The 13,984-nt window shown below is 55.3% G+C and carries 13 protein-coding genes; 8 read left to right on the top strand and 5 right to left on the bottom strand.

The features are described from left to right. Positions 1–26 precede the first annotated feature (26 nt). The gene (locus tag C5Y96_RS28025; protein WP_261341409.1) at positions 27–155 is read left to right on the top strand and encodes a hypothetical protein; all 129 of its coding nucleotides are present in this window, start codon (positions 27–29) and stop codon (positions 153–155) included. A 40-nt stretch (positions 156–195) separates the two neighbouring features. Beyond that, positions 196–639, top strand: coding sequence for a hypothetical protein (locus C5Y96_RS26290; protein ID WP_105359578.1), 444 nt, complete (start codon positions 196–198; stop codon positions 637–639). A 53-nt stretch (positions 640–692) separates the two neighbouring features. On the opposite strand, the gene C5Y96_RS26285 is transcribed toward C5Y96_RS26290, so the two are convergent. The 3 genes from C5Y96_RS26285 to leuS form a co-directional block, all read right to left on the bottom strand. Continuing rightward, entirely contained in the window at positions 693–1,985 is a 1,293-nt protein-coding gene (locus C5Y96_RS26285; protein ID WP_105359576.1) for a glucose-1-phosphate adenylyltransferase, read from the bottom strand. 161 nt (positions 1,986–2,146) lie between these two features. Then, positions 2,147–2,695, bottom strand: coding sequence for an inorganic diphosphatase (locus C5Y96_RS26280; protein WP_105359574.1), 549 nt, complete (start codon positions 2,693–2,695; stop codon positions 2,147–2,149). 169 nt (positions 2,696–2,864) lie between these two features. Continuing rightward, positions 2,865–5,699, bottom strand: coding sequence for a leucine--tRNA ligase (leuS, locus tag C5Y96_RS26275; protein ID WP_105359572.1), 2,835 nt, complete (start codon positions 5,697–5,699; stop codon positions 2,865–2,867). Positions 5,700–6,020: 321 nt separating this feature from the next. Between leuS and map the strand changes: the two genes are divergently transcribed. The 6 genes from map to C5Y96_RS26245 all read left to right on the top strand — a co-directional run bounded on the left by map (position 6,021) and on the right by C5Y96_RS26245 (position 12,956). Further along, positions 6,021–6,818: a type I methionyl aminopeptidase gene (gene map, locus C5Y96_RS26270; protein WP_105359571.1), complete on the top strand. Its 798-nt coding sequence runs from the start codon at positions 6,021–6,023 to the stop codon at positions 6,816–6,818. Positions 6,819–6,917: 99 nt separating this feature from the next. Further along, positions 6,918–8,210, top strand: coding sequence for a hypothetical protein (locus tag C5Y96_RS26265; protein WP_105359570.1), 1,293 nt, complete (start codon positions 6,918–6,920; stop codon positions 8,208–8,210). Between the two features lie 111 nt (positions 8,211–8,321). Continuing rightward, on the top strand, positions 8,322–8,987 hold the full coding sequence (rsmG, locus tag C5Y96_RS26260; RefSeq protein WP_105359569.1) for a 16S rRNA (guanine(527)-N(7))-methyltransferase RsmG: 666 nt from the start codon (positions 8,322–8,324) through the stop codon (positions 8,985–8,987). 251 nt (positions 8,988–9,238) lie between these two features. Beyond that, positions 9,239–10,147 carry a sulfate adenylyltransferase subunit CysD gene (gene cysD / locus C5Y96_RS26255; RefSeq protein WP_105359568.1) on the top strand — a complete coding sequence of 303 codons (909 nt, stop codon included), beginning with the start codon at positions 9,239–9,241 and terminating at the stop codon, positions 10,145–10,147. Positions 10,148–10,275: 128 nt separating this feature from the next. Beyond that, positions 10,276–12,207 (top strand): sulfate adenylyltransferase subunit CysN, encoded by a 1,932-nt coding sequence (gene cysN / locus C5Y96_RS26250; protein WP_105359566.1) that lies wholly within the window; start codon positions 10,276–10,278, stop codon positions 12,205–12,207. Between the two features lie 86 nt (positions 12,208–12,293). Further along, positions 12,294–12,956, top strand: coding sequence for a metal-dependent transcriptional regulator (locus C5Y96_RS26245; RefSeq protein WP_105359563.1), 663 nt, complete (start codon positions 12,294–12,296; stop codon positions 12,954–12,956). On the opposite strand, the gene C5Y96_RS26240 is transcribed toward C5Y96_RS26245, so the two are convergent. Both C5Y96_RS26240 and C5Y96_RS26235 read right to left on the bottom strand, forming a co-directional pair. Beyond that, positions 12,953–13,471 carry a DinB family protein gene (locus C5Y96_RS26240; RefSeq protein WP_105359562.1) on the bottom strand — a complete coding sequence of 173 codons (519 nt, stop codon included), beginning with the start codon at positions 13,469–13,471 and terminating at the stop codon, positions 12,953–12,955. The two genes, C5Y96_RS26245 and C5Y96_RS26240, sit on opposite strands and share 4 nt — an antisense overlap. A gap of 21 nt (positions 13,472–13,492) precedes the next feature. Then, entirely contained in the window at positions 13,493–13,939 is a 447-nt protein-coding gene (locus C5Y96_RS26235) for a MarR family winged helix-turn-helix transcriptional regulator (protein ID WP_105359561.1), read from the bottom strand. Positions 13,940–13,984 lie beyond the last annotated feature (45 nt).

Genomic DNA, 13,984 nt, shown 5'->3' with positions numbered 1-13,984 from the left:
CCGCCACATCCGCATGCAGTGGAGATATGAAGAGAAGCGATCGACTCGATGGGTGGATTTTCATGGTACTCGCCGGTGTGAAAGCCTTGCAGAAGTATGGTGTCAAGTTAAACCTGATTCGCGATCAGTTGCCGGACGGCGTTGTGGAAATGTAGTGGCCGACTGTTAGATATTTAGAAGGGAAAGAGGGCTTCGATGATAATGTTTCTACGCGTGGTGATTGGTGTTATCGCAGGCCTGGCACTTGCGTTTGTCTTGGTCATTGGTGTCGAGCTATTCAGCGCAGTAGTGCATCCGTTTCCCGAAGGTTTTGAGGGGACGGAAGAGGAAATCTGCGCGCACGTCGAAAAGTACCCTGGCTGGGTACTGGCTGTGGTTGTGCCGATGTGGGCGCTGATTTTATTTAGCAGTACATGGGTCTCGCGAAAGATCGGCGGCCTGGTGGCGTCGCTACTAGTCGGATCGCTACTTTTGATCGCAGTAGGATTTAACCAATGGATGCTGCCGTATCCGATATGGTTTGAAGTAGCGAACTTCGTGGCGTTGCCATTGGCCATGCTGGGCGCGATTCAGATTAATCGCACCAAGGTAGAAACATTACTGAACGAGAGTGGGGACGCGGAGAATCTCTCACGGTAACCCTCTCCCTGCGTGGGAGAGGGGATTAGAGATCTTGTCAGAGGACGCTTCGTCTAGGTCAGCGTCCAGCCATCGGGTAGGCAGGCACCTTTTTCGATGCAAGGAATGCCGTCGACGATGGTGACCCCTTCCGGGTATTCCTTGTCTTCCAGGTTGTCGGTTTTCACCACGCGGACGTTATTGCCGATGTGGCAATTCTTGTCGACGATGGCTCCCTTGATGACACTGCCGGAACCGATCTTCATGCGAGGTCGGCCGCACGATTCATCGGCTTCGGTTTCCATGCGAGTCGCGTAGTAGTCGCAGCCCATCAGCACCGAGTCTTCGATGGTGACGTTTTCTTCGATCACGCTACGCAGGCCAATCACGCTGTTCTTGATCGTGCAGCCTTTGCCGATCTGGCAGCCGTCAGCGATCATGCTATTGGTGATCATGCTTTCCATGACCATCGTTGGTGGCAGGAAGCGAGCACGGGTGAAGATCGGCGCGTCTTCTTCGACAAACTCGAACGGAGGCGTCGGGGCCAGCGTGGCGAGGTTCGATTCGTAGAACGCTTTGATCGTACCGATGTCTTCCCAGTAGCTGTCGAACATGTGCATCTGCACTTTTTTCGCACGAATCGCTGCCGGGAAGATCTCTTTACCGAAGTCCTGGTAGTCGGTCTTTTCCAACAGTTCAACCAGTGTGTCGCGGTTGAACAGGTAGTTACCCATGCTCGCCAGGCAGTCACGACCGTTGGACTGAATGCCACGGGCATCGATCCAGGCTGGATCGGTTCGCACGTGGGCCAGTTCTTCGGGGGTCTTGGGCTTTTCGACGAAGCCGTTCACACGACCGGTCTCGTCGATCTTCATGATGCCCAAACCGCTGGCGTCCTTCGAGTGAACCGGCAAACCGGCGATCGAGACGTCGGCACCTGATTCGATGTGCGAGTCGAGCATCTCGCGATAGTCCATGCGGTACAACTGATCGCCTGAGAGAATCAGGACATAATCGATGCCGTGCTGCTGGATGTATCGCAGATTCTTGCGAACCGCGTCGGCGGTGCCTTGGTACCAGTCTGAACCTTCGCTGGCAGTCTGCTGAGCGGCCAACAGTTCGACAAAACCACCATTGAAGTGGTCGAAGCGGTAGGTTTGGCGGATGTGGCGGTGCAAACTGACCGACATGAACTGCGTCAGCACATAGATGCGGTTCATCTGGCTGTTCAAGCAGTTGGAGAGGGGGATATCGATCAAGCGGTACTTGCCCGCCAGCGGCACGGCTGGTTTCGAGCGGTATTTGGTCAACGGGTACAGCCGCGTTCCACGGCCTCCGCCCAGCACCAGGCAGATGACATTACGCATAGGTCACCTTCTCTCCATGGAAGAAAAGCATTGGGGATGTTTTAGTCGGTGGCGTTCGAACGATAACGGTTTACGTCGCGAGTACGCAAGCCAATGCGTATCCGCCCCACCCAATATTCGCGCAACTTTATGCAATTATTGCGCCGCAAAGGATACGACGCTTACTTTCGATAAAATCCGCGGCGACGCTGTTCGCTATAGCGTTCCAGGGCTTCGTTGATGATCGGCAGAGCCAATTCCGATGGCAGGATCTCGTCGACCTCAACCGATTTCCCTTCCAACATCTTGTAGTCTTGGAAGAAGCGCCGCAACATGTTTCGGCGATGAATAGGCAGATCAATCGCTTCATTGTAGGAAGAATATTCCGGATCGGTCACAGCGACGGCGATAATCTTATGATCGAGTTTGCCGCTATCGACCATCGTCATCAGGCCCACAGCCCGGGCGGTGATCAGCGTCAAAGGGGCAACCGGTTCCTGGCACAAAACCAGCACATCGAGCGGGTCGTCGTCTTCGGCCAGTGTTTGCGGCACAAATCCGTAGTTGGCCGGATAGTGAACGGCCGAATACAGCATACGGTCCATTCGCAAAAGGCCCGTGTCTTTGTCCAACTCGTACTTGATGCTGGACCCTGTCGGGATCTCAATGACCGCACAGAATTCCCTTGGGATGTCTTCACCGGGGGTCACGTCGTGCCAAGCGTGCGTCATAGATGCGAATCTTCCTCAAGAATCAGAATTTTTCTGATTCCAATAGGTTTACCAAATTGCCATATTCGGTCCGGCTTCTCTGTTAGGCATAGTCTAACGGAAGCAAATCATTGCTTGTAAGCATCCGTCGTAAGTTGCTTCGCGTCAACCGCAGTGAACGATGCTAAGTTCATTTCACGACGAAATTTACAAGACGACCCGGAACGACGATCGTTTTCACGATTTGTTTTCCCTCGAGAAGTTCCAGAACGCGAGCGTCGGCCTTTGCAAGAGCTTCAAGATCATCCTTCTTAATGTCGGCTGGAACCGTGATACGGCCGCGAACTTTACCCATAATCTGTACGGGGACTTCGACCTCGTTGTCCTTGGTATACGACTCGACGAACTGTGGCCATGGCTCATAAGCCAATGTGTTACCGTGGCCAAGTAATTGCCAGAATTCTTCTGCTAAGTGAGGTGCCAACGGCGAAAGCATGAGGGCGAACCACTCCATCGCTTTCTTGGGCCGCGTCGACTCCTTGGTGAAGAAGTTGGTGAACTCCATCAAGCGGGCAATGGCCGTGTTGAAGCTGATGTTGTTGAGGTCATGCGTGACGCTTTTGAGCGTACGATGGAGTATCTTGTTCTGCTCTTCGGTCGGCTCGACGTCTTGAATGGCCGCGTTGAGGACCACCTCTTCGGCGTTGTGATCGATGAGCATACGCCACGCTCGATCGAGGAACCCACGAACCCCCTTCACACCATCCATTGCCCATGGCTTGGTCGCTTCAAGCGGGCCCATGAACATTTCGTAAAGGCGAAGACTATCGGCACCAAAATCACGCACGACGTCATCCGGGTTCACGACATTGCCGCGGCTCTTCGACATTTTGTGGGCACGCGAGTCGATACGGATGTCGTTGTTAGCGGCTAGGACAAAGCCGTCCCCCTTCTTAAAGACATCCCCCTCGGCAAGTGCAACCGACTTGACCGCGTTCCCCTTGTCATCGACGAGCGAACCGTCTTCCTGCTTCTTCACGAGGTTACTAGCGATCCACGAACCATCCTCCGTTTGGAAGCCCATGTATTCGATCTCGCCCAAGATCATCCCTTGGTTGACGAGTTTCTGGAAGGGTTCCGGTGTCGAAACGTAACCGCGGTCGTAAAGCACCTTGTGCCAGAAGCGAGAATACAAAAGGTGAAGCACGGCGTGTTCGGCACCACCGATGTACAAATCGATCGGCATCCAGGCCTTTTCTTTCTCTGGATCGACGAAGACCTGGTCGTTCTTCGGATCGATGAAGCGAAGGTAGTACCAGCACGAGCCAGCCCACTGCGGCATGGTGTTCGTTTCACGCTTGTACTTCACGCCGTCGATGACCGGGTAAAGCCACGACTCGTCCGCTTTTTCAAGCGGCGGTTCCGGACGCCCGATTGGCTTGTAATCTTCGATCTGCGGCAAGTCGACCGGAAGCTGATCGACCGGTACGGCGCGGATCTTGCCGGTAGGTTCGCCGTTGGCATCCAGCTCTTTGAGGATCGGGAAAGGCTCGCCCCAGAAACGCTGGCGACTGAAGAGCCAGTCGCGAAGCTTGAAGTTGGTCGCTTCGCGGCCGAGGCCGTTCTGTTCGAGGTCGAGAGCGATCTGCGCCTTCACCTCGGCGGTCTTCATGCCGTTGTATTTGCCGGAATTGATCGCTACACCATCGAAGGTCGCACAGGCCTTGCCGGCAAGGACCGCGTCGCGGTCGATGTCGGACTTGTCGCCTGGGTCGACAACGGCAATCACCGGGATGTTGAACTTCTGAGCGAACTCGAAGTCGCGATCATCATGCGCCGGCACGGCCATGATGGCCCCGGTGCCGTAGCTGGCTAGGACGTAGTCGGCGATCCAGATCGGCACGGGCTGACCGGTAACCGGATTGATGGCATACGATCCAGAGAAGACGCCGGTCTTGTCTTTGGCAAGCTCGGTGCGTTCCAAGTCGGACTTGAACGCGGCTGCCTGGCAGTACTTCTTCACGGCGTCGGACTGCTCAGCGGTGGTCAGTTGATCGACAAGCGGATGTTCCGGGGCGATGACCATGTAGGTGGCCCCGAAAAGCGTATCGGGACGCGTCGTGTAAACGCGAAGCACGTCGGTGCCTGGTTTGCGAGGGTAGCCGAGCTTCTTACGCTCGATCTCCCACGGAGTGTACTGCTGGGCAGTGCCGAGGAAGAAGTCGACTTCCGCACCAGCGCTACGGCCAATCCAATTTCGCTGAAGCTGCTTGATGCTTTCTGACCAGTCGAGTGATTCGAGATCGCTTTCCAATCGCTGAGCGTAGGCCGTAATGCGAAGCATCCACTGGCGGAGGGGCAGCCGCTGCACGGGATGGCCGCCGCGTTCGCTCTTGCCGTCGATCACTTCTTCGTTGGCAAGCACGGTGCCAAGCTCGGGGCACCAGTTGACTGGGGCCTCGCTAACGTAAGCCAGACGATGTTCGTCCTGGTAATCGCGGACGGCTTCGTCCCCTTCGGCTTTCACGTCGTCGGGGATCGGAAGCTCGGCAATTGGGCGGCCTTTGCCGGCGTCGTGGTCGTACCACGTGTCGAAGAGAACGAGGAAAATCCACTGCGTCCAAAGGAAATAGTCGACGTCGGTCGTGGCGATCTGACGCTGCCAGTCATAGCTGAAGCCAAGCATCTTCAACTGGCGGATGAATTCGCCGATATTCTTTTCGGTCGTTTCGCGAGGATGGACGTTATGCTTGATCGCGTATTCTTCCGCCGGAAGCCCGAACGAGTCGAAGCCCATCGGGTGCAAGACGCTTTTTCCGTTCATGCGAGCAAAGCGGCAGACGATATCGGTTGCCGTGTAACCTTCGGGATGCCCTACATGGAGGCCGGCACCACTTGGATAGGGAAACATATCCAAGACGTAAAGCTTCTCGCCGCTGGGGAGATCAGGCGTGCGGAAAGTTTGATTCTCGTCCCAGTACTTTTGCCATTTGGGTTCGATCTGGGCCGGATTGTAGCGAGGCATGGGTGATATCCAGTTGTCTAATTTGCGGTGATCCCGCAGCTTGGTCTGCTCGAAATTTGGGTCGATTGGGGTGGGATCGCCGCAAAATGTTGTTACATAGGGCTTTCCCACAGTCTCGCGAAGGTAACGATTCTAATGGTCCACACGAAAACTGACAATTCAAGGACCCCATTGGTTCTCCGGAACGTTCGCGCAATAGCGACCTCGTAGATAAAATCTGTGCCAGGATTTCGCGAGAATTGCATGTTGCCAAGACGATTACCCTGGTAGACTGCTGGTTTCCCAAAATTACGACCCCCCAACACGAACCCCTGAATCCTTATGCTTCACGGACGACGTCATCTTCAGCTGGTTGATTCCGAACGCGACGCGATGCGAGTTGCCTGTCAGTTCAACGCGCAACTGATGGACTTCGTGCGCCCTCATGTCAAAGCTGGCATCACGACCGAGGCCATTGATCGAATGGTGCACGAGTACACACTCGATCATGGACACACGCCGGCCTGTTTGAATTACCAAGGCTTCCCGAAAAGCTGCTGTACTAGCATCAATGAAGTCATTTGCCATGGGATTCCAGACAAGTACGAGCTGAAAGAAGGGGATATCGTTAACGTCGACCTGACGTCGATCGTCGACGGATGGCACGGCGATCAATCGGAAACCTTCTTGATTGGTGAAGTGACCCCAGAAGCCAAGCAGGTTACCCAGTGTGCGTTTGACTGCTTGTACCTGGCCATTGATGCGATCTACCCCGAGTGCCGCGTTTCGGAAATTGGCCGGGTGATTGTCGAAGAGGCTAAGAAATACAACTTTGGCGTGGTCGAGGAGTTTGTCGGGCACGGCTTAGGTCGACGATTCCATCAAGATCCTTCGATTCCTCATGTGCCGACACGTGCTGCCCACTCGGTTCGCCTGCTGCCAGGTGTCTGCTTCACGATTGAACCGATGATCAACATCGGAGGTGCCGCAACCCAACTCGATCCGACCGATGGTTGGACGGTCCGCACGCGCGATCGCAGCTTGAGTGCCCAGTTCGAGCACACGATTCTTATGACCGAGAACGGCCCCGAGATCCTTTCGATGACGAAAGATGGTCCTCAGAAGGGACATAAGTTCTAAACCCGGTCGCGATAGCACTGAAATCAATCTTGCCGGCAACCGCGTTTTTTTGGTATTTCCTCGGGTAATGACTCAAGTTCTTGCCTGAGGGACCCGGCTATGTTCTGTTTTCGACCACTTTGCTTGCTGATGCTTGCTGGCATTTTGCCGTGCGCTGCGACCGCATTGGCAAGTGAACCTTACAAGGGACGTATCACTACCGCCCAGGTCTTCACCCGTAGCGGCCCGGGGCAGAACTACTATCCCACTGCCTACCTGGAAAAGAACACGGTCGTGGATGTCTACCGTGAAGATGTCGGAGGTTGGCTGGCCATTCGCCCGACCGAAAATGAATTCAGCCTGGTGCGGGCCGAAGATCTTTCGTATGGCGATGACCGCCGGATTGCCCATGTTCGCACGGCGGAAGCACCTGCTTTCGTCGGTAGCCAAATCAGCGACCAACACCACATCACGCACGTCAAGCTTGACCAGGACGAACCGCTGGAAGTGCTGGGGATCGTGGAGCTTCGCGACCCCCAGACCGGCAAGAAGGAAGCATTCTATCGTATCGCGCCCCCGGCCGGCGAATTCCGCTGGATCAACAAGCATTTTGTTGAAGCGATCGGTATTCAGCCGCGTCCTCAGGGACCGACCGTTGACTCGGCTGCCATGGCTCAGACGTTGCAGGATGACAAGTTCTGGACAGCGAACGAGGAGAAGCTGAGCGCAGTTCGACCTGTTTCCTTCGATGAAGAGGCCGATCGGCCGGGTGCGAACATCACTGGTGAACTACAACCACTCGACGAAATTGGGCCCGGCACTAGTTTGAACCTGATCGAGCTCGAACTGCACGTTAGCCGCGAGTGCATCAAGCCGGTCGACGAGTGGAATTTCAAGCCACTTAAGGATCAAGCCAAGCGGCTAATCGTGGAAGGGGAAACGCCACTAGAGCGGGGTAAGGCCCGGTTGCTACTGGAGAAAATCGAGCAGTTCAACGAGCTCTACGAGCGTAAGCTGGCGACCAAGGAAGCGATTTCGGCGGCATCCATTCCGCTAAAAACACCGCTGGTCAGCGACGAAAAGCTCGGAGAAGTCGAGCCCTCCAGCGACCCAGCTGCTTCGTTTAAAGAAGACGGTTTTGACCCGCGATACGATGGTAAAGGGTGGTTGATGCCAGTCATCACGCGGGCCTCGTCGACCCGGAATCCCAATCAATACACGCCGCCGTTCGCCTTGACCGATGCTCAGGGGAATGTGCTTCAGTTCGTCAGTCCTTCGCCAGGGCTGAACTTGCGGCGATATGCCCGGATGCAGGTAGGTATTTACGGGCAGATCTCTCCGCTAGACCAATACACGAAGCAGCACCTTACAGCGCACCGGATTGTGGTGCTATCGCGGCACGAAAAGAAATAGCTTTGCGGTGAGTGTCATGGCCCAAATGGGCGAATCATGGTCAAATAGTGGGAATTGACAGGCGATTTGGTTTGAGCCTGTCTGTCGGATGAATTCTCACTGAAAGCCAGTATGAGCGAAGACGGTTCCCCCAGCGCCACTCTTGAAGATGCCCTGCAAAAGTATGGGGCTCCTCTGCCTGCGGAAATCCGCGATCAACTTCAGCGGTATATCGACGCGCTGTGGGAGATCAACAAATCGCTGAACCTCACGCGGCACACCGACTACGATAAGTTCGTCTCTCGCGATTTGATCGACAGTCTGGCACTGGCTGGTCAGCTGAAGCCCAACGAAGAAATTCTCGACATGGGAAGTGGCGGGGGCGTTCCCGGGATTGTGATTGCGATCCTGCGGCCCGATATACGTGTCACCTTATGTGATTCGGTCGGCAAAAAGGCCCACGCGATGCAGGCCATCGTCGAGCAGCTCGAGCTGGAGGTTCCCGTTTACCACAATCGGGCGGAAGAGATTCTGGAAGACTTCAGCTTCGATGCCGTTGTTTGCCGTGCGGTTGCGCCGATGAAGAAGCTGCTAACGTGGTTAGATGGACATTGGCCAGCTGCCGGCCGTTTGCTGACCATCAAAGGTGGGCGCTGGCTCGAAGAAGTCAAAGAAGCCCGTCATCATGGCGTGACTAAGGGGGTCGAGATTCGCAATGCCCACGAATACGAGACCCCCGGTAACGATCATCCTAGCGTGATCGTAAAAGTTTGGCCGAAAGGTCGCAAAGAGCCCTAAATACCGGTTGGTTGAGAGCTTGCGCTGGTCAACGTCGCAATGGCCGGATATCGCCACAGAAAATCAAAAGAGTGTTAAGCCAGTTCAACTTACGGTCGATTAGTGTCGTTGTTGATATTAGTTACGACCCGTATAATCAGACGATTCTCTCCTGGCTTTCCCAGGCAATAAAGAGAGCGACCGACCCCAGCGGCAGTTGGCCTGATGCAACTTGAGCAAGCTGCCTAACTTCAACCTACAGCGATTGATTGATGTCCGGTTATCAGATTACGCATCTCAAACAGTTGGAAGCAGAGAGCATCCACATCATCCGCGAAGTCGCGGCCGAGTTTGAGAACCCGGTGATGTTGTACTCCGTTGGAAAAGATTCTTCCGTCATGGTTCAATTGGCCTTGAAGGCCTTCTATCCGGCCAAGCCGCCGTTTCCTTTGATGCATGTCGACACGACATGGAAGTTCAAGGAAATGATTCAGTTCCGCGAGGACTACGCTCGCAAGGAACTGGGGCTCGATCTGATCGTGCACATCAACGAAGAAGGTCAGAAGATCGGCATCGATCCGTTCGAGGATAGTGTCCGCCACACGGACTTGATGAAGACAGTCTCGCTGAAGCAGGCACTCGACAAGTACAAATTCGACGCGGCATTCGGTGGTGCCCGCCGCGATGAAGAGAAGTCACGAGCCAAGGAACGCGTCTTTTCGTTCCGCGACAGAAACCACCGCTGGGACCCAAAGAATCAGCGTCCCGAGTTGTGGAGTCTCTACAACACCAAGGTGAATAAAGGGGAAAGCATTCGCGTGTTCCCTCTTTCCAACTGGACGGAGCTCGACGTCTGGCAATACATCCACCTGGAAAAGATTCCGATTGTGCCGCTGTACTACTCGGCCAAGCGTCCGGTCGTCTGGCGAAATGATATGTGGATCATGGTCGACGACGACCGCTTTCAGCTTCAGCCAGGTGAGAAGGTGGAAGAGAAGATGGTTCGCTTCCGTACGCTCGGCTGCTATCCGCTGACCGGTGCCGTCGAATCGGAAGCCGACAACCTGCCTGAAATCATTCAGGAAATGCTTCTGACGACCACCTCCGAACGCCAAGGCCGCGCGATCGACAAAGATCAGGGTGCCTCGATGCAGAAAAAGAAGGAAGAGGGCTACTTCTAAGGAAGTGGTGCCCGCAGACGGGCAAGTGTTCAGTGTTCAGTTTTCAGTAACGGAAAGTACTGAAAGCTTGGAATAGCTGGACCTTGAATCCTACTGAAATCTGAACACTGAAAATTGAAAACTGACGCATGTCCCATAAATCTGACCTGATCGCGACTGACATTCATGCTTATCTCGCCCAGCACGAGAAGAAGGAACTGCTGCGGTTTTTGACGTGCGGCAGTGTCGACGACGGTAAGAGCACGCTGCTAGGTAAGCTGCTGATCGAATCGAAGGCCGCCTACGAAGATCAGTTGGCAGCAATCGAAAGAGAGTCGGCCACGCACGGCACGGTTGCCGGCGAGATTGATCCGGCCCTGTTGACCGACGGATTGAAGGAAGAACGTGAGCAGGGCATTACGATCGACGTGGCCTATCGCTACTTCTCGACGGCCAAGCGAAAGTTCATCGTCGCCGATACCCCAGGGCACGAACAATACACCCGCAACATGGCCACTGGTGCCTCAACCGCTGACTTGGCCATCATTCTGATCGATGCTCGCCAAGGCGTGCTAACCCAAACCAAGCGGCACAGCTTCATCACATCGCTGCTGGGCATCCGCCATATTGTCGTCGCCATCAATAAGATGGACTTGGTTGATTACAGCCAAGAAGTATTTGAGAAGATCAAGCAAGATTACATCGACTTCGCCGCGAAGATGTCGGCCGACGATGTGCACTTTATTCCGCTCTCGGCCCTCAAGGGGGACAACCTGGTCGAGAAGAGCGAGAAGATGCCGTGGTACGAAGGTGCCACGCTGATGCACATGCTCGAGAACCTGTACATCGGTTCCGACCGCAATCTACAAGACTTCCGTTTCCCAGTGCAATTGGTGAACCGGCCCGACTTGAACTTCCGTGGTTTCTGCGGCACGGTCGCTTCCGGCACGATTCGCCCCGGTGAAGAAGTCATGGTGTTGCCGTCCAAGAAGACGAGCAAGGTCAAGCGTATCGTCACGATGGATGGCGATGTCGAAGAAGCGTACCCGCCGATGTCGGTCACGCTGACTTTTGAGGACGAAATCGACTGCAGCCGCGGCGACGTCATTGTACGTCCCGGGAACCGTCCGAAAGTCGATAGCAAGTTCGACGCGATGGTCGTGTGGATGTCGGAAGAACCGCTGGTGCCAGGTAAGCAGTACTTCGTGAAACACACCACGAAGATGATGACCGGAACCGTTTCACGAGTTCGCTACAACGTTGACGTGAATACGCTACACCGCGAGGATACGCCGGCCCTGAAGCTCAATGAAATCGGCCGTTGCAGCATCAAGCTGAATCAACCGATCTGCTTCGATCCGTACGCGAAGAACAAGACGACTGGGGCATTCATCCTGATCGACTACATGTCCAACCGCACCGTGGGTGCCGGTATGATCATCGATCGCGATTCAAGCGATACGGATGAACTGTGGGACGTCGAAGGGGACGAGACCCTGCAGAGCACCAAGGGGAACGTCTCGGCCGAGGAACGTGCCGCTCGCTTTGGTCAAACGCCCGCGACGGTGCTGCTGACCGGTTTGACCGGTGCCGGCAAGACGACAATCGCCTACGCTCTAGAACGTCGCCTGTTCGACGAAGGGAAGACAAGCGTGGTGCTCGATGGCCAAAACCTTCGTCGCGGCATCAGCAAAGATCTGGGCTATACCGCCGAACAGCGTAGCGAGAATCTGCGTCGTGGTAGCGAGATTGCCCGGATGCTGAATGATTCCGGTATGCTCTGCATCGCGGCGTTCCTGGCCCCGAGTGCCGAAGTTCGGCAGCGGGCCAGCGAAGTGGTGGGTACCGATCGCTTCCTAACGGTCTACCTGTCGGCTCCGGTCGAAGTGTGCCGCCAGCGAGAAGATTCCGGCATGTACGCCAAGGCCGACAGTGGCGAGATCGCCAACTTCCCAGGCGTCAGCTACGACTACGAAGCTCCGGAGAATTCCGACCTGATTCTTCCTACGCACGAGCTGAGCGTGGACGAATGCGTCGACAAGATCTACGAACTGCTGCAATCGCGTGGGATGATCGACTAACGCTTCCGCTCGGTGTGCCTCAGATTGTCGCCTCGCGGTGAACCGTCTAAAATTCCGGTGCCTTGAAACCACCGGAGCCGACCCCCATGCCCAGTTTAACGATTGAAAACTACGTGAAAGCGATCTATCAGATCGCGCTTCAGGCACCGGAAAAAGCGGCCTCGACCGGTGAAATCGCGACGGCATTGGAAGTCTCGCCGGGGACGGTCACCAGCATGCTGAAGACCCTGAGTGAGACCGGCTTGGCTTCGTATACCAAATACGAAGGGGTTCGCCTGACCGAAAGCGGCCACAAGCTGGCCCTGCGTGTTTTGCGGCGGCACCGATTGATCGAACTGTTTCTGGTACATACGCTCGACCTGGCTTGGGACGAAGTCCACGAAGAAGCCGAGAACATGGAGCACGCCGTCAGTGATTTTCTGGTCGATCGAATCGATCAATTTCTTGGTTATCCCTCGTCCGATCCGCACGGTGATCCGATACCGACGGCCGATGGCAAGATTCGTACGGAGCAGGGGGTCAAGCTCACCCAATGGGAGCCCGGCAAGGCGTTCCGCTTGGTGCGGGTGATGGAGCAAAGCCCAGAGTTCTTGCGTTACCTGAGCGAAGAATCGCTGCAGCCTGGCTGCGAAGCGAAGTTGATAACCTGCCGCGCCGAAGCCGGTATCGTCACCATCGAAATCGAAGGCCGCGTCACGGCATTGGGGTTAGAAGCCGCTGAAAAGTTGATGGTGACGGCAGTAGGTTAGACGCCTGGCGTGCTCGGGGGTGGAGTCATCGTCGGTTGATGGCCGAGTGACCGGCGAACCATTGTTAGCTGCCCGCTGTGCAGGCCTTCGTGCCAGATCGCCGTCTCGAATACTTGGCCATAGTCGGCCAGGAAGTCGGGCGTGCCGTCAGGCGTCTTCGTAGCGAGGTCTTCGTCACTCAGCGATGCCAGGATCGCGAGCAGTACCTGGCGGCGGTCGTCCATGTAGCCACGTACTTCTTCAATCGGCGGGTAGTCTTCCAGCTTAGGGGACGGAGTCGAACCAAGGCCGAACAGTTCTTGGTAGTGCTCTTTGGACGCGCTTTTCTCGGGGGCCAAGAGCGAGATGAAGAAGTTGTCGGTCGTGGCCATATGACCAATAAACCAGAGTGCATGGTTGCTTTGATTGCAGACCTGTGCCACCCAGTCCTCAGGGTTTTGAAAGTCGGCCAGGATGCGCGTCGTGAAGCCACGGGCAGAATCGAGTTGGTGTTGCAGACGCTCGATCATGGACATGGTGTATCTCCTGAGATGGAACTAGCTGGAGCGATCTGGGGAAGAGCCAGCACTGCGAAGTATTTCTAAGAAACACGCAATTTGCTCTTCGCTACAACCGGCAAAGAAGTCCTCGTGAACTTTTTCCTGCAGTTGCTCAATGACTGGCTTCAGGCGTTCGACGGTCTCTTTGCCTTGCGGGGTCAAGTAAATCCGCAACGCGCGGCGATCGGCTGGGTCACGCATGCGGCGGATCAGCTTTGCCTTTTCGGTGCGATCTAGCAGACCGGTCATGCTGCTGGCATCCAGATGGACCTCTTCGGCCAATTCGCTAGGTTTCTGGCCGTTCTGGCAATCCAGACAAGAAAGCATAAACAACTGAGCTGGGGTGACTTCGTATGCCGCTAAACCTTCGGCGTAAATTCGCGAGATCTTTCGCATTGCAACGCCCAGGTGAAAGCAGAGTAGATCGTCTTTTTTCCAATTCATTCCGGAGGGTGTTCAAAAGAGGATGCCGCGCAGAATCATTCTAGC

This window comes from Blastopirellula marina (genome assembly GCF_002967715.1).
In the GTDB taxonomy this organism is placed as follows: domain Bacteria; phylum Planctomycetota; class Planctomycetia; order Pirellulales; family Pirellulaceae; genus Bremerella; species Bremerella marina_B.
This window is presented reverse-complemented; position numbering and strand designations above follow the sequence as displayed.

Excerpts from the sequence above, each read along its gene's own strand:
- C5Y96_RS28025 (WP_261341409.1), top strand. The coding sequence starts at position 27 with ATGAAGAGAAGCGATCGACTCGATGGGTGGATTTTCATGGTACTCGCC.
- C5Y96_RS26290 (WP_105359578.1), top strand. The coding sequence starts at position 196 with ATGATAATGTTTCTACGCGTGGTGATTGGTGTTATCGCAGGCCTGGCA.
- C5Y96_RS26285 (WP_105359576.1), bottom strand. The coding sequence starts at position 1,985 with ATGCGTAATGTCATCTGCCTGGTGCTGGGCGGAGGCCGTGGAACGCGG.
- C5Y96_RS26280 (WP_105359574.1), bottom strand. The coding sequence starts at position 2,695 with ATGACGCACGCTTGGCACGACGTGACCCCCGGTGAAGACATCCCAAGG.
- leuS (WP_105359572.1), bottom strand. The coding sequence starts at position 5,699 with ATGCCTCGCTACAATCCGGCCCAGATCGAACCCAAATGGCAAAAGTAC.
- map (WP_105359571.1), top strand. The coding sequence starts at position 6,021 with ATGCTTCACGGACGACGTCATCTTCAGCTGGTTGATTCCGAACGCGAC.
- C5Y96_RS26265 (WP_105359570.1), top strand. The coding sequence starts at position 6,918 with ATGTTCTGTTTTCGACCACTTTGCTTGCTGATGCTTGCTGGCATTTTG.
- rsmG (WP_105359569.1), top strand. The coding sequence starts at position 8,322 with ATGAGCGAAGACGGTTCCCCCAGCGCCACTCTTGAAGATGCCCTGCAA.
- cysD (WP_105359568.1), top strand. The coding sequence starts at position 9,239 with ATGTCCGGTTATCAGATTACGCATCTCAAACAGTTGGAAGCAGAGAGC.
- cysN (WP_105359566.1), top strand. The coding sequence starts at position 10,276 with ATGTCCCATAAATCTGACCTGATCGCGACTGACATTCATGCTTATCTC.
- C5Y96_RS26245 (WP_105359563.1), top strand. The coding sequence starts at position 12,294 with ATGCCCAGTTTAACGATTGAAAACTACGTGAAAGCGATCTATCAGATC.
- C5Y96_RS26240 (WP_105359562.1), bottom strand. The coding sequence starts at position 13,471 with ATGTCCATGATCGAGCGTCTGCAACACCAACTCGATTCTGCCCGTGGC.
- C5Y96_RS26235 (WP_105359561.1), bottom strand. The coding sequence starts at position 13,939 with ATGAATTGGAAAAAAGACGATCTACTCTGCTTTCACCTGGGCGTTGCA.